The 14,137-nt window shown below is 68.3% G+C and carries 15 protein-coding genes; all 15 read left to right on the top strand.

Translation table 11 applies throughout. The annotated features are described in order from the left end of the window. Positions 1–10 precede the first annotated feature (10 nt). Genes LuPra_RS08010 through LuPra_RS07940 form a run of 15 tightly spaced genes read left to right on the top strand, consistent with a single transcriptional unit; the run spans position 11 to position 14,136 of the window. On the top strand, positions 11–532 hold the full coding sequence (locus tag LuPra_RS08010) for a phage tail protein (RefSeq protein ID WP_110170266.1): 522 nt from the start codon (positions 11–13) through the stop codon (positions 530–532). Continuing rightward, positions 532–1,278, top strand: coding sequence for a hypothetical protein (locus LuPra_RS08005; RefSeq protein WP_110170265.1), 747 nt, complete (start codon positions 532–534; stop codon positions 1,276–1,278). The genes LuPra_RS08010 and LuPra_RS08005 overlap by 1 nt, the downstream gene beginning before the upstream one ends. An 8-nt stretch (positions 1,279–1,286) precedes the next feature. After that, on the top strand, positions 1,287–2,003 hold the full coding sequence (locus LuPra_RS08000) for a hypothetical protein (protein WP_110170264.1): 717 nt from the start codon (positions 1,287–1,289) through the stop codon (positions 2,001–2,003). Further along, on the top strand, positions 2,000–3,265 hold the full coding sequence (locus LuPra_RS07995) for a Pvc16 family protein (protein WP_110170263.1): 1,266 nt from the start codon (positions 2,000–2,002) through the stop codon (positions 3,263–3,265). Before LuPra_RS08000 ends, LuPra_RS07995 begins: the two co-directional genes overlap by 4 nt. Then, positions 3,262–5,217 (top strand): ATP-binding protein, encoded by a 1,956-nt coding sequence (locus LuPra_RS07990; protein ID WP_110170262.1) that lies wholly within the window; start codon positions 3,262–3,264, stop codon positions 5,215–5,217. Before LuPra_RS07995 ends, LuPra_RS07990 begins: the two co-directional genes overlap by 4 nt. Beyond that, positions 5,217–5,492, top strand: coding sequence for a hypothetical protein (locus LuPra_RS07985; RefSeq protein ID WP_110170261.1), 276 nt, complete (start codon positions 5,217–5,219; stop codon positions 5,490–5,492). Before LuPra_RS07990 ends, LuPra_RS07985 begins: the two co-directional genes overlap by 1 nt. Then, complete coding sequence (locus tag LuPra_RS07980; protein ID WP_110170260.1) at positions 5,489–8,212, top strand: eCIS core domain-containing protein; 2,724 nt, start codon at positions 5,489–5,491, stop codon at positions 8,210–8,212. The genes LuPra_RS07985 and LuPra_RS07980 overlap by 4 nt, the downstream gene beginning before the upstream one ends. A 4-nt stretch (positions 8,213–8,216) precedes the next feature. After that, positions 8,217–10,298: a hypothetical protein gene (locus LuPra_RS07975; protein WP_110170259.1), complete on the top strand. Its 2,082-nt coding sequence runs from the start codon at positions 8,217–8,219 to the stop codon at positions 10,296–10,298. Beyond that, positions 10,295–10,810 (top strand): hypothetical protein, encoded by a 516-nt coding sequence (locus LuPra_RS07970; protein WP_110170258.1) that lies wholly within the window; start codon positions 10,295–10,297, stop codon positions 10,808–10,810. The genes LuPra_RS07975 and LuPra_RS07970 overlap by 4 nt, the downstream gene beginning before the upstream one ends. After that, positions 10,807–11,457, top strand: a complete 651-nt coding sequence (locus LuPra_RS07965) for a hypothetical protein (RefSeq protein ID WP_110170257.1) — start codon at positions 10,807–10,809, stop codon at positions 11,455–11,457. The genes LuPra_RS07970 and LuPra_RS07965 overlap by 4 nt, the downstream gene beginning before the upstream one ends. Then, positions 11,454–11,777, top strand: coding sequence for a LysM domain-containing protein (locus tag LuPra_RS07960; RefSeq protein ID WP_110170256.1), 324 nt, complete (start codon positions 11,454–11,456; stop codon positions 11,775–11,777). Before LuPra_RS07965 ends, LuPra_RS07960 begins: the two co-directional genes overlap by 4 nt. Beyond that, positions 11,770–12,903: a hypothetical protein gene (locus LuPra_RS07955; protein WP_110170255.1), complete on the top strand. Its 1,134-nt coding sequence runs from the start codon at positions 11,770–11,772 to the stop codon at positions 12,901–12,903. Before LuPra_RS07960 ends, LuPra_RS07955 begins: the two co-directional genes overlap by 8 nt. A gap of 31 nt (positions 12,904–12,934) precedes the next feature. Further along, positions 12,935–13,447: a phage baseplate assembly protein V gene (locus LuPra_RS07950; RefSeq protein ID WP_110170254.1), complete on the top strand. Its 513-nt coding sequence runs from the start codon at positions 12,935–12,937 to the stop codon at positions 13,445–13,447. Then, a complete protein-coding gene (locus LuPra_RS07945; RefSeq protein ID WP_110170253.1) occupies positions 13,447–13,767 on the top strand; it encodes a hypothetical protein in 321 nt (106 codons plus the stop codon). Before LuPra_RS07950 ends, LuPra_RS07945 begins: the two co-directional genes overlap by 1 nt. Positions 13,768–13,779: 12 nt before the next feature. Next, positions 13,780–14,136, top strand: a complete 357-nt coding sequence (locus tag LuPra_RS07940) for a GPW/gp25 family protein (RefSeq protein WP_110170252.1) — start codon at positions 13,780–13,782, stop codon at positions 14,134–14,136. The last annotated feature ends 1 nt before the right edge of the window (position 14,137 follow it).

The following is a 14,137-nucleotide window of genomic DNA, read 5'->3' as shown; positions in this document are numbered from 1 at the left end:
CGGAGGGGACATGGCGCAGTTCACGGTCAACGCACAGCGCTTCGACCCGTACAAGAACTTCAAGTTCCGGGTGAAGTGGGACGGCCGCTACGTGGCGGGCGTGAGCAAGGTGAGCGCCCTCAAGCGCACCACCGAAGTAGTCAAGCACCGCGAGGGCGGCGATCCGAGCAGCACTCGCAAGTCGCCGGGACGCACCGAGTACGAGGCGATCACGCTCGAGCGCGGCGTGACCCACGACGTCGAGTTCGAACGCTGGGCCAACAAGGTCTGGAACTTCGGTGCGGGGCTCGGGGCCGAGGTGTCGCTGCGCGACTTCCGCAAGGACCTCATCATCGAGCTCTACAACGAGGCCGGCCAGGTCGTGCTCGCGTATCGCGTGTACCGGTGCTGGGTGTCCGAGTTCCAGGCGCAAGCCGATCTGGACGGAAACGCGAACGCGGTGCTGATCCAGCACATCAAGCTGGAACACGAGGGCTGGGAACGCGACCTCGAGGTGGTGGAGCCCAGCGAGCCCACGTTCTCGGTGCCGTGATGCCCTTCGCCGATGCCGCTGGCCTCCTGCAGGCGTGGGAAGACGCGTCTCCCCTGCCGATGCCGGAGCGCGCCCTTCGGCTGGCCGCGGTCGCGAACGAGCAGGCTCCGCTCGACGACATCACGCACTGGACCGTCCGGCGACGTGATGCCGCGCTCTTCGACGTGCGACTGCGGCACTTCGGCCGCTTCGCCGATGGACTGGTGCCGTGCCCGCACTGCGGCGAACCGCTCGAGATGCGGCTGGACTTGCTGCAGCTTCGGTGCGCGCCACATGCGGACGATGAGCAGCCTCGGCAGCTGCAGGTCGGCGACGTCGCGATCACGTGGCGCCTGCCGACGGCAGCCGACCTCATGGTTGCCGCCGCCGAGGACGACGAGCGTCTCGCCCGCGCCAGGCTCCTCGCCTGCTGCGTGGCGTCGGCAATGCGCGGCGGCGACGCGCTCGATGTGCAGCACGTCCTCGCGCACGAGCCCGTGATCGGCGAGCGCGTGGCCGATGCGATCGCGGCCGAGCACGGTGACGTGCCCACGTCACTCGCCATCGAGTGCCCGGCGTGCGGCCGGGCCGCCGAGGTGCCGTTCGCGATCGAAACATTCCTCTGGCGCGAGGTGGACGCCTGGGCGCGGCGCACGCTCCAGGAAGTGCACGCCCTCGCACGCGCCTATGGCTGGAGTGAACACGACATCCTCGCGCTCAGCCCGGCACGCCGACGCCTCTACCTGGAGATGGCCGCCCCGGCCTGACCGGCGCCATGTACGACCTCCTGACCGATCTCGTCCGCCGTACGCGGCGCCCGGAGTCGACCGTGCAGCCACGACTGCCGTTGGCCTACGAAGCGTTGCCGCGGACATCGCACGGCCTCGTCGTCGACGAAGAAACCGCGACGCGCGTGCCGGCCGCATCTCCCCCGCTGCTCGTGACGCGGGAACAGACCCAGCCTCCGCCGACGCCGCGGGCGCGCGAGCCTTACGACTCGCCCGCCATTGTCGCGACCGAGATGCAGCTCCCTCCGCCGGGGTCGACCGATGCGGCCTATCACAGCTCGCGACACGCTCCAGACGCGGCATCAAGGTTGCCCAACGTGCTGGGACGCACGGCGCAACTCGTGTCCACGGCGGCGCCTGCGCGTGTGCCCGTCGCGGTTGTTGCACCTGCCCAGGCGACCCCGACTCGCCTTCCGGCAGCGAGCGTCGCGCCGCGTGAACTGCGTGCCCACGTCGTCGCGCCGATCCAGCCGGTGACTCGCGCGGAGGTTCCTCAGATTCGCCGCGCGCGCGCCGAGCCACTGCGGGAGGGTCCCGCTGAGGCTCACGAACAACTCGCACCCGAGATCCGGATCAGCATCGGTCGCATCGAGGTCCGCGCAACCGCCGCCGAGCGTCCACCGGCGCGGCGCCAGCCGTCAACGGCGCCGCCGCTGACGCTCGACGAGTATCTCGCGGCGCGAACACGCAGGGGGACGCGATGAGCGGCCCGCTCGCGTTCGCGACTGTCACGGCCGTCCTGAAGGATCTCCTCAACGACGGACTGGTCAACAGCGATCTCTCCGCGATCCTGGGCACCGTCAAGGTCAGTGCGCTGCCGCCGGACCGCATTGCCACCGGCGCCGACGAGCCGAGTCAGCTCAACGTGTTCCTCTACCAGGTGACCGCGAATCCCGGATGGCGCAACGCGGATTTGCCGTCGCGGTCGAGCGGCGGCGATCAGCGGCTGTCCAACCCGCCGCTGGCGGTGGACCTGCACTACCTGCTCACGGCCTACGGCGCGCAGGATCTCGATGCCGAGGTGCTGCTCGGGTACGCGATGCAGTTGATGCACGAGACACCGGTCCTCACGCGTCAGGCCATCAGGCGTACGTTCAGCGCGAACTCGCCGGTCAGCGACAGGCTGATGCCGGCGTCGGTGATCGATCGCAACCCGGCCGACCTCGCCGATCAGATCGAGCAGTGCAAACTGACGCCGCGGTACCTCACCACCGACGAGCTGTCGAAGCTGTGGGCGGCCATGCAGGCGCGCTACCGGCCGACGATGGCATACACGGTGTCGGTCGTGCTGCTGCAGCGCACGACGCCCACGCGCGCAGCGCTGCCGGTACGCGAGGCGAAGCTGCACGTGGTGCCGGTCGCACGGCCGGTCATCGAGCAGGTCGACCCCGCGTTCGGACCGGTGGGCACGGCCGTGCGCTTGCGAGGGCAGTCGCTCCGCGGTGGAATCACGAAGGTGCGTGTCGGCAGCCAGCAGGTCGCGCCAGCAGCGCAGGCCGTCTCTGGAGACTCGGTGCAACTCACCATCCCGGCGTCCCTTCGCGCAGGGCTCGCCGCCGTGCAGGTCGTGCACGAAGTGCAGCTCGGCGAGCCGCCCACCGCGAGGCCAGGTGTCGGCGTCGAGTCCAACGTCGCGGCGTTCGTGGTCACGCCGATCGTCACCAGCCCGTCGCCGCACACGCTTGCCGCCGATCGCACCCTCAGCATCGCTGTGTCGCCGCCGATCGCCCGCGACCAGCGTGTCGTCGTGCTGCCCGGCGACTCCGCGCTGCTGGTGCTCGCGCGTCCCGACGACGATCCGCCAACGAGCGGGACGATTACCGTGACCATTCCGCCCGGTTGGCCGCCGGGTACACACCTCCTGCGGGTGCAGGTCGACGGTGCGATGAGTCCGCTCGTGGTGGACAGCGATGCCGGCAGCCCGACGTTCAACCAGTATGTCGGCCCCACGGTGACGATCCCATGATGGACGTGGGCGCCTGGCGGGCGCACAACGACGCCTGGCTGGCGACGGCCGTGCACTGGCTGCGCCTCCGGCTCGAGGTCTTCATCGCCGGCGGACAGGGCGACGGCACGGAGCTCGACGCGCTGGCCGAACGACTTCGCGAGGCCGAAACCAGTGAGCCACCGCCCGCACTCGTGCTGCTCTCGCAGGCGTTCGGCCTCAGCGTCTTCGAACGGCACGTCCTGCTGCTCGGCGTCGCGTCCGCGCTCGACACGGGGATGGCACACCTGTTTGCGAGGGCCCAGGACAATCCGTCGCAGCCTCATCCGACGTTCGCGCTCGCGCTGGCGCTGTTCGACGCTCCCGAATGGGAGGCGCTCTCGGTCACGAGACCCTTGCGCTACTGGCGGCTGATCGAGCTGTCGGCCCACGGCGCCGTGCCAGTGACACTGGCGCCCCTGCGGGCCGACGAGCGCATCGTGCACTTTGCCAAGGGACTCAACACCATCGACGAACGCCTGCTGCCAGTGCTCGTACCGGCCTCGATGCCCGCACTGCCGCTCCCCGCGTCGCAGCAGGACATCGCCGACATGATCGCGCAGCGGCATGCCGCCACCGGCCGGGTCCTCGTGCAACTGGCGGGGCCGAATCGATCGAGCAAGGCGTCAGTGGCGGCCGCGGCCGCGACCGCCGAGGGCTGCCAGTTGCGCGGCCTGCTGCCGGAGGCGCTGTCCCAGCCACCTGCCGAGGCCGAGACGTTCGTGCGGCTCTTCCAGCGCGAGCGGCGGCTGCTGCCGCTGGCGTTGCTCGTCGACCTGCACGACACCGATCCGACGCCACTGCAAATCGCGACGGTCACCAGGCTCGCGTCGTCAGAGGCCGATGCCATCGGCGGCAGCGTGTTCGTCAGCGTCAGGGAGGCGTCCCGCGCCCTGTCGGCAGACGCGCTGCTCGTGGACGTGACGACGCCCACGGCCGAGGAGCAGCACGACCGGTGGGCCGAGGTCGCGGTGCCGGGCCGGGGATGCGACGGAGCTGCCAGGCTCGCCGCACAGTTCGACTTCGACACCGCCGAGATCGATCGCATCGCGGATCTCGCGTCTGCGGGCCACGGGGCGCCTCCAGCGTGTACGGCACTCTGGCGCGCCAGCGTCGCATTCGCGCGCCCGCGGCTGAACGGCCTCGCGCAGCGCATCGACGCGCGGGCCACATGGAAGGACATCGTGCTGCCCCCGGACGCGATTCGGCTGCTGCAGCACCTGGCCGAGCAGGTGCGGTACAGGCACCAGGTGCACGAGCGCTGGGGCTGGCGCGCGCGATCGGCACGCGGGCTCGGCGTGACGGCACTCTTTGCCGGCGAGAGCGGCACGGGCAAGACGATGGCGGCCGAAGTGCTCGCTGCCGACCTGCAGCTCGATCTGTACCGGATCGACCTGTCGTCGATCGTCAGCAAGTACATCGGCGAAACCGAGAAGAACCTCCGCGAGGTGTTCGACGCCGCCGAGCACGGCGGTGCCCTGCTCCTGTTCGACGAGGCCGACGCGCTGTTCGGCAAGCGCAGCGAGGTGAAGGACAGCCACGATCGCTACGCGAACATCGAGACGAGCTACCTGCTCCAGCGCCTCGAGAGCTTCGACGGGCTGGCCATCCTGGCCACCAACCTGCGCAGCAACGTCGACGCCGCCTTCGTCCGCCGGCTGCGCTTCATTGTCCCGTTCCCGTTTCCCGGGCAGGCGGAACGTCGCGCGATGTGGGCCCGCGCCTTTCCTGCCGCGACGCCCGTCCGCGACATCGACGTGGATCGCCTCGCGCGGCTGACGGTGACCGGCGCGGCCATTCACGGCATTGCGCTCACGGCCGCGTTCATGGCCGCCGCGCGCGACCAGGCCGTCGACATGGCCCTGATTCGCGAGGCGGCGCGCCTGGAGATGCGCAAGCGCGAGCAGCCGACCAACGAAGTGGAGGCGCTGTGATGCCGCCTCGCCGCGTCGGGATCGACATCGATCGCATCGTCCTCGACGGCGTCGTGCTGAACGCCGCAGACATCGAGGCGATGCGCGCGGCGATCACCGTCGAGCTGACCGACTGGCTGTCTGGTGTGGACTCGCGCGCACTGCACGTGTCCGCAACGCCACGCGTCGCTCCTCCCCGCCAGACCATTGCGTCTCTCGCAGATGGCCGCGAGCTCGGTCGCAGCGTTGCGCGAGCCGTGCGCGATGCCGTCGAGCGTGCGGGAGGCAGGCCATGAGGCCGTTCTCGCGCCTGCGTCGCCCCAATCGTCTCGAACACGATGCCGACGGGATGGCCGCCCGGGCGCTGACACCAGTCGTCGCGCCGTCGCATGTTGGCAGGGCCGCGTTCGGAGAACGGGCCCTACCTTCGTCGTCTGTTGGCACCACCGCCTTCGGAGAACGGGCCCTCCCGCAATCAGGACGGCCCCTGGAGCCAGGCGTCCGTTCGGACTTCGAACGGCGCTTCGACCACGACTTCTCACAGGTCCGCGTCCACGTCGACGACGACCTCTCGCAGACGGCGCGCACCCTTGGCTCGCGAGCCGTGGCCATTGGCACACACGTGGGCTTCGCGCCTGGCGAGTACCAGCCGCGGAGTCAATCTGGACGAGCGCTGCTCGCGCACGAACTCGCGCACGTCGTGCAGTCGGCAAATGGCGTGCTCGCCAGCCTGCGATCGAAGAAGGATGCCAGGGCCACGCTCTTCTACGAGAAGGAGCTGCAGCGGACGAACGCGTCGTGGGGTCACGAGTTGCTGGCACTGCGCCCCTTCATCGCGCTCTGCGACGCAGTCGATCAGGAGCGGGTGGCCGAACTGCCGGCGCGACTCGACGCGCTCGAAAAGGCCCACATCGCCCACTACCCGGAGGGCCACCCGAGCTCGACGACGGTGACGACCCTTCATACGCGCCTGATGCTGCTCGGCCAAGGGGCGCCCGCCCGTCGCTTCCGTGCCTGGTACTTCAGGCTCTGGCATTTCGGGCAGAACCGCTCGCGGGTGCGCCGCTACTTCGACGACGAGATCTGGCTGTGGGAGAACACGCTGCCGGAACTGTCCGGACGGGCGGACGCCAGTGCCGGCGAACGCAACCTCGGCGTCGTCGACGCGATGCGCACGTTCTTCACGCAGGTCCTTGCCGAGCGCGACGGCCTCGATGCGACGGCGGTCAAGGAAGACACCGTACGGCTGAAGGGCGAAGGCGGGCTCACGGACACGCGCTTCGGGATGGAGTCCAGCCCGATCGTGTCGATCGCGCGCTACCACGCACGGCTCGAACAACTGGCCGTGAACACCTTCGCGGCCGCGCAGCAGCCGTACCAGTTCGCGCTCGAAGCGGCCATCGAGGACCTCACCGCTGGCAAGCGGGCCAAGCGCCTGTCCGACGTCGAAAAGCGCCTGGCCAGCGCATTGACGCCGATGGCGACGGCCACGGCCAGCGCCACCCTCGACATCAACGAGACCGTCTACACGAAAGAGGGCAACAAGGATGTACTACGGCAGGTCGACCGCTTCCTCGAGGGCCGCGCCGCGCTGCGGCGGTCCGTCAAGCTGACGTCGTACGACGCGGAGAGCAGCACCACCTTCCCCCGGCCCAGCCAGCAACTACCGCCTCAGCGCATCGTCACGCTCCGGACGAGCCAGATGACTGCGTTGAAGCGCATCTACGGGCTCGAAGTGGATGCCAAGACCGGGCAGCCCACTGCCGATGCCCGCGAGAACCAGGCCGCGCTCGCGGCTCTCGGCCGCAAGGGCCTGCGGTTGCACAGCGACGACGACTGGCGGCAGTTCGCGAAGGCCAAGTTCGAGCAGAACCTCTCGGCCACCAAGCGTGCCGACCTGGCGCTCGATACCGTCATCGACCTGCTCAAGGTCTACCTCAAGGCGTTCACGGTGCACTCGCCAATGAACATCGACGACTTCGGCGACAACCTGCTGACGCTCACCTTCCCGCGGGCACTGACTGGGCAGCTGGTGCACGACTGCGGTGTGTACGCGCTGCGCATCGCGTACATCCTGTCGCTGATTCGCGACCAGCCGTCGTTGAAACTCCGTCTCAGTTACATCCAGCTGCCCGTGCACGTCGGGCTGATCGTCACCGGAAGTGGTCTGCCCGCATACCTGATCCACAACGACACCTTCACACGCTACGACCCGGCCGAGCTCACACGACTGCGCAAGGTCTGGGACACGCTCGACGAAAAGGGTGAACAGCGGGCAAAGCCCGCAGCCGCTTCGGCGAAGAACGACGAGCAGTTCCTCGCCGAGCTGGCGGCCATGGAGTTCGTGCCGAACACCGACATGCCCTTCATTGTCACCAACGTGCCGAAGCTCGGTGGCACATCGGGCGCGGCCGACCGCGCCCTGCTCTGGAGGTCGTACCAGGGGATCGTCCGCAACGAGCTCTTCGGGCCGCCCTCGCGCGACCCGAAGGACCCGGCCTACCAGTTCCACCTGCGGTACCTCGAGGTGCTCGAAGACATGAAAGCGCACCACAACGCATTCGTGGTGCCCTATTGGAACGGCGTGGCGCATCCGGCATGGGTTGCGTCCCGCCCCGGCCTCGAGCAGGCCGCGACGGCGATCGCTGCCGCGAAAAATCCTGCCACCAGGAAGAAGGCCGAGGCAGTGTTCGACGCCGAAGCGGGCAGGTACCTGCGGGCGCAGCGCGGTCGCGTGTTGAGTGTGGAGACCGCCTACAAAGACGTGCAGCAGAAGTTCAATCCGATCAGGACGAAGACCGCCACGATCGTGCACGAGTTGCAGACGCGGCCGAAGATCGTGGCGCCCCGCGCCGGCCAGGCTTCCGGCGATCGCCTGCAGGAGACGTTCAAGGAGCTGGCACAGCCACTCTGGGCCCGCGAGAGCATCGAGCACTTCTCCCAGATCGGGCTCCGATCGGTCACGCCGCCGCCGGCGTTCGGCGATCGCAAGAACCAGATGGATATCGTGGACTGACACCATGGCACCGGAGCGCGCCTTCGAACCGCGGGGCCACGTCGCCGAACACGAGCATCCCTTCCTGCCGGGCGTGTCGAGGGCGGAGCGCCGGCCGGCCGGGCCCGATCGTGAGGCACCGGCCCGGGCTGGCGGATCGGGTTTCGCGCGCGACCTGAGCGGCGTGCCCGTCACCGACGTCGCCGGCACGCTCGGGCCGCTGCCGAAGCAGCAGTTCAAGCGCGGCGGTTTCCTGCAGTCGCTCGGCACCTTCTTCACGACGCTCTTCTCAGGCACCAACTTCTCGAACGCCGACCTGACGAAGTACCTCGCCGGCCTGGCGAGGCGCCACGACATCGAGGGCGACATCGACAGCGACAACAAGGCGCGCGCCGTCGTCGATCGCTGGAACAAGAACACCGCCGGCTTCTCGCTCACCGGCCTGCAGAAAATGCTGCTCATCAAGGAGCTGCAGGACGGCGCGACGGCAGACGACGACGAGCGCGCGATCCTCGACATCCTGAAACGCAGTGAGCCGGGTGACCTGCGGATCATCTTCGGATACATCCCCGTCAACGATCTGCTCGGCGACTTCGACGGGGCCGAGAAGAAGGAGCTCATTGCGTGGATCGAGCTTCGATTCGACGACGGACTGGACGGCTTGCGTACGGGCAACACGGAGCCGGGCAGCCGATTGCCGACCGACCTCCCGCAGCCGCCCTACGACGCCGCGACGCTGCTGGCAAAATTCGACACCGATCAGTACCTCGCCGCGGAAGTCATTGCGGAGCTCGGACGGCGTTCACCGGTCGAGCGCGAACGCGCATCCAGTGACCTCATGGTCGCGCGCACGACGCTACAGCGGCGCGTGCACGAGCGGACCGATGCCCATGAGAAGGCACCCGACCAGAAGGCGAAGGACGCGATCAAGGCGGAAGTCGGGCAACTCGTCGCACGCCTGCATCGCATGGACATGGTCATGGAGGAGGTGTTCAAGGACATCGTCCTGACCGAGAGTTCGACCGATCTCGCCAGCAAGAAGAAGACGCTGACGCCGGATCAGAAGGTCAAGGCCAAGGAGGCGCTGCGCCCGAAGGTGGACACGGCGACCGGCGCGCCGCATGCGTTTGTCGCGAAGCATGCCACCGAGACGGAGGACTACACGGAGAAGTTGCGCGCCCTCATGCCGGCCATGATCACGGCCTACTGGGACAACACCGCGAAGGACCGCCAGCCGGCCGATCACGCCGACAGCTCGAAGATGCACACGCTGCTCGAGATGGAAGCGCTGGCCAAGGTGAGCAAGGACGAGACCGACGGCTTCTACGGCGGCTACTACAACAGGAGCCTGCACCCGGCGATGAAGGCGGATCGCCCCGGACGGCGTGGCAACCTGCACGACCTCTGGGCCGATATGGACAGGGAGTTGCGAGGCCCGTTCAGCACGCGCCAGGCAATCGCGCGCGCCCTGGTGTTCTATTTCCTGCAGACCAACTCGAAGTGGGTGGCGCCGTTGAACCGGCACCACTATGCCTCGCCACGATTCGACAGCCATAACCGGCCGCTCAACGACGAGGCGATTGCCCAGGAGACGATCGCGACCGAGTTCACGACGACGGCGGACCAGGTGCGCCGCCTCAACGACATCGATCGGGCGTGGGATGCGTCGGCCAATTTCGTGACGCGCGACGTCAACATCCAGCTGTTCAAGCCCGAGGGTGGCGCGGCCGCGGACCAGGATTTCATGTGGGACATGTTCCAGACGCTGATCCACGAATACCTGCACACGCTCGTCCATCCCGATTACGCGCGCTTCGCGAACGTGTTCGGCGGATCGTCGCCAGAGCAGAACACGTTGATGGAGGGCGTGGACTCCTTCCTCAGCGAAATCGCGTGGGCCAGTATCGTGCCGCGTGCCACCGACAGCGCACTGCGGGAGAAGGTCGAGGGCCCGGATCTCGCCAAGCTGCCGCCCATCGCCGTCAAGCACGCCTATCGCCGCCGGTACCCCTCGTACACCGAAGCCGTACGACTCGTGAACATCGTCGGGTTCCGCAACGTCGTGCTCGCGTACTTCAAGGGCGAGATCGGGGGGATTGGCGCATGAGCAGCGAACCCGGCACGTCCCTCGGCTACGTGCTCGCGCGCCTCGCGGCGCTCGACCTCGCGGACTGGCGTGGCCTGCCGCCCCTGCGGTCTGGCGACGCTGCGGACACGGACACACCTGCCGCGGCCATGCTCGGGGCGACCTTCGAGCCGGCCGACGTCGTGCCGCTGGCGACGCCGCCATCTGCCACTGGCGCTCGCGCCTGGTTGCGCGATGGACGCGTCGTGCTCGTCGATGTGGCGCTGGATAGCGAAGGCGCCGCTTTCTCGGTTCCCGACTCGCTCGGTGAACCGGAACGGCGGCTCGACGTGACGTATGGCCTGCAACACCTGCCGTCTGGTGAATGGATTTACGCCGCGCGGGGACTCGCATTCGTGGTCGACGACGAGCGCGTGCGCCATGTCCTGGGCTTCGTGGCGTGTGCCGTGGACGAGTACGAGGCTCGACTGCGCGTCTCGTTCGCGACGACCCGGCGCCCGCTCGCGTCGACGCAGGCGAAGGAGGGACTGTGAGTTTCCCGCGTTCCCCACGGCTGTTGAAGGGTGGCGTCGTGCTCGTGGACCCCACCTCTGGCGCGATCCAGCGCATCGTCGCGCTGCAGTACAACCCCGACTCGATCACGCGGACCCTGCAGGCCGTCAGCATGGGCACCGAATCGGTCAACCGGAGCGAGGCGACACGGCTCAAGGGCCCGCCAATCGAGACGGTGAAGCTCGAGGCGGAACTCGATGCGACCGACCTGCTGGAGTCCGGCGACGAGCCGACGCTGCAGGCCGGCCTGCATCCGCAGATTGCGGCACTGGAGTCGGTGGTCTATCCGACGGCCGCGCAACTGATCGCGGTCGATGCGCTGGCCTCGAGCGGGACGCTCGAGATCGCGCCGATGCTGGCCCCGCTCACGCTCTTCATCTGGAGCCAGCACCGCATCGTGCCGGTGCGGATTACCGAATTCAGCGTCACCGAGGAGGCCTTCGACGCGCAGTTGAACCCGATTCGCGCCCGCCTGACCCTCGGCATGCGCGTGCTGAGCGTGGACGACCTCGGGTTCAACCAGCGCGGCGGCACGCTGTTCATGGCCTACCTGCAGGGCAAGGAGCGCATGGCCGCCCGCAGCCGCGGGGGCACGCTCGGCACGCTCGGACTCACGGGGTTGCCATGACCGACCAATTCCCACCCTCGAGCCGTTACGCACGCATCGAGACGGCGACGTGGACTGGACGCGACGGCAGACCCGTCGTGTATCTCCGCAGACGTTTCGTGCCCGCGCCGGAATCGCTTGCGACGGCGGGAACGCACGTGGTCGGACAGGGGGATCGCGTCGACACGATCGCGGCGCAGCACATCGGTGATCCCGAGCAGTTCTGGCGCGTGTGCGACGGCAACGGCGTGCTGCAGCCGTCGGAAGTCACCGAGGTCGTCGGCCGGCGCGTGCGGATTCCGCTGCCGGAAGGCATGCCGGGCGGACCCGATCATGAGTAGCCGCTGGACGCTCACCGTGATGGTCGGGCCAGCCGTGCCGATACCGCTACCACGCGCGGTACTGGACGACCTCGCCTCCGTCGAGGTCACCCACACGGCGGAGCGCCGCAAGCCAGGCGGTTTCCGGCTGCAGTTCGTGCTCGGCAAGCGATCGCCACTGCACACGATCTTCCTCGCGGCCGGCGGCGCGCTGCCGCCGATCCTGCGGACGCTCATTGTCGCGACCATCGACGGCACGCCGCACGTGCTCATGGACGGCGTCGTCACGAAGCAGGAGGTCACGCCGGGCAGCGATCCCTCGCACGACATGCTGTCGGTGACGGGCGTGGACCTCACAGCGGTGATGGGCCTCATCGACTTCAGCGGCACGCCGTTCCCGGCGATGCCGATCGAGGCGCGCGTGGCGGTGATTCTCGCCAAGTACGCCATGTTCGGCGTGGTGCCACGCATCATCCCGACGGTGCTGTTCGAGGCGCCGCTGCCCACCGAGAGGATCCCGTCGCAGAAGGGCACCGACCTCGAATACGTCAACACGCTTGCCGAGGAGGTCGGCTACGTCTTCTACCTCGAGCCCGGACCCGTACCAGGCATGACGACGGCGTACTTCGGTCCCGAGATCAAACTGGGCGTGCCGCAACCCGCCCTCAGCACCAACATGGACGCCCACACGAACGTGGAATCGCTGTCGTTCAGCCTCGACACCGAGGAGAAGACGATGCCGGTGACAGTCATCCAGGAGCTGATGAGCAAGATCCCGATTCCCATTCCGCTGCCCGACATCAACCCGCTGAACCCGCTGCTCGGCGTCGTGCCATTGCTCGCCAAGCGCATCGAGTACGTGAAGGACAGCGCGAAGCGGTCGCCCATCCAGGCCGTGCTCCATGCGATGGCGCGCGCCGCGGGCACGGCAGACGGCGTGAACGGCCTTGGAACGCTCGACGTGTTGCGCTACGGGCGGCCGCTACAGGCGCGGCGGCTCGTCGGCGTGCGCGGGGCGGGAATCGCTTTCGACGGTCTCCATTTCGTGCAGCGCGTCACGCACCGGATCAAGCGCGGCGAGTACAAGCAGGAGTTCGCGCTCGCACGCAACGGCCTCGTCTCGACGCTGCCGGCGGTGCCGGTGTGATCGGGATGCACAACACCACGAGACACCCGGCATGAGCGCGCAAGGCTTCTACGGCAAGTACCGCGGTACGGTCGTCAACAATGTCGATCCGATGCAACTCGGACGGCTCCAGGTGATCTTGCCAGACGTGTCGAGCCTCATTCCCTCGACCTGGGCGATGCCGTGTTTTCCGATCGCCGGCAAGCAGATGGGCGCGTACTTCATCCCGCAGGTCGGCTCCGGTGTGTGGGTCGAGTTCGAGCAGGGCGATCCCGACTACCCGGTGTGGACCGGCTGCTACTACGGCACGGCCGCCGAGGTGCCCGCGCTCGCGCTCGCCGGCAACCCGGCGAGCCCGAACATCGTGCTGCAGTCCACGGCACAGAACAGTCTCGTCATCAGCGACCTGCCGGGGCCGACCGGCGGAATCATGCTGAAGAGCACGACGGGCGCCACGATCATCGTCAACGACACGGGCATCTACATCCAGAACGGCAAGGGCGCGAGCCTGGTGATGACCGGCCCGACGGTCACCGTCAACAACGGCGCATTGGTGGTGACCTGATGCCGGGCTTCCTCCTCCACGCGGGCGCGACCGTGCTATGCGCGCACGGCGGCCAGGCGCAGGCCACGGCGCCAAACCCGCGCGTGCTCGTGAGCGGCATGCCGATCGTCACGATGGCGGCGCCGCATGTGGTCGCCGGCTGCCCATTCGTGGCGGGAGTCGTGCCGTCGCCCTGCGTAACGGCGCAGTGGATGATGGGCGCGACCAGGGTGCTGGCAGCCGGCCAACCCGTCCTCCTCTTCGACAGCCAGGCCGTGTGCGTGCCCAACGGCACGCCGCTGAGCGTGGTGCAGACACAGACACGCGTCACGGGCATGTGAGCAGGACTGGCCATGCATATCGACTTCCCGTTCCACGTGGACAGCAGGCGCCGGACGGCCCAGACGACCGACGCCGATCACGTGCGCGACCTCATCGAGCAGCTGATCTTCACGCGCCCCGGCGAGCGCGTGAACAGGCCCGGCTTCGGCAGCGGCTTACAGCAACTGGTGTTCGCGCCCAACAGCCCGGAGCTCGCCGCGGCGGTGCAGTTCCTCGTGCAGGGCGCGCTGCAGCAGTACCTGGCCGAGGTCATCGACGTCGAGCGGGTGCAGGTGGATGCCGTGGACGCCTCGTTGCAGGTCGAAATCACGTACGTCCTACGCCGCACCGGCGAGTTGCAGGTGCAGCGGTTCGAGTCGGGAGCCTAGG

Origin of the sequence: Luteitalea pratensis (genome assembly GCF_001618865.1) — a bacterium.
GTDB lineage: Bacteria > Acidobacteriota > Vicinamibacteria > Vicinamibacterales > Vicinamibacteraceae > Luteitalea > Luteitalea pratensis.
This window is presented reverse-complemented; position numbering and strand designations above follow the sequence as displayed.

Coding starts and splice junctions, on each gene's coding strand:
- LuPra_RS07955 (WP_110170255.1), top strand. CDS start 11,770: ATGAGTAGCCGCTGGACGCTCACCGTGATGGTCGGGCCAGCCGTGCCG.
- LuPra_RS07995 (WP_110170263.1), top strand. CDS start 2,000: ATGAGCGGCCCGCTCGCGTTCGCGACTGTCACGGCCGTCCTGAAGGAT.
- LuPra_RS07960 (WP_110170256.1), top strand. CDS start 11,454: ATGACCGACCAATTCCCACCCTCGAGCCGTTACGCACGCATCGAGACG.
- LuPra_RS07980 (WP_110170260.1), top strand. CDS start 5,489: ATGAGGCCGTTCTCGCGCCTGCGTCGCCCCAATCGTCTCGAACACGAT.
- LuPra_RS07985 (WP_110170261.1), top strand. CDS start 5,217: ATGCCGCCTCGCCGCGTCGGGATCGACATCGATCGCATCGTCCTCGAC.
- LuPra_RS07945 (WP_110170253.1), top strand. CDS start 13,447: ATGCCGGGCTTCCTCCTCCACGCGGGCGCGACCGTGCTATGCGCGCAC.
- LuPra_RS08010 (WP_110170266.1), top strand. CDS start 11: ATGGCGCAGTTCACGGTCAACGCACAGCGCTTCGACCCGTACAAGAAC.
- LuPra_RS08005 (WP_110170265.1), top strand. CDS start 532: ATGCCCTTCGCCGATGCCGCTGGCCTCCTGCAGGCGTGGGAAGACGCG.
- LuPra_RS07940 (WP_110170252.1), top strand. CDS start 13,780: ATGCATATCGACTTCCCGTTCCACGTGGACAGCAGGCGCCGGACGGCC.
- LuPra_RS08000 (WP_110170264.1), top strand. CDS start 1,287: ATGTACGACCTCCTGACCGATCTCGTCCGCCGTACGCGGCGCCCGGAG.
- LuPra_RS07970 (WP_110170258.1), top strand. CDS start 10,295: ATGAGCAGCGAACCCGGCACGTCCCTCGGCTACGTGCTCGCGCGCCTC.
- LuPra_RS07990 (WP_110170262.1), top strand. CDS start 3,262: ATGATGGACGTGGGCGCCTGGCGGGCGCACAACGACGCCTGGCTGGCG.
- LuPra_RS07950 (WP_110170254.1), top strand. CDS start 12,935: ATGAGCGCGCAAGGCTTCTACGGCAAGTACCGCGGTACGGTCGTCAAC.
- LuPra_RS07975 (WP_110170259.1), top strand. CDS start 8,217: ATGGCACCGGAGCGCGCCTTCGAACCGCGGGGCCACGTCGCCGAACAC.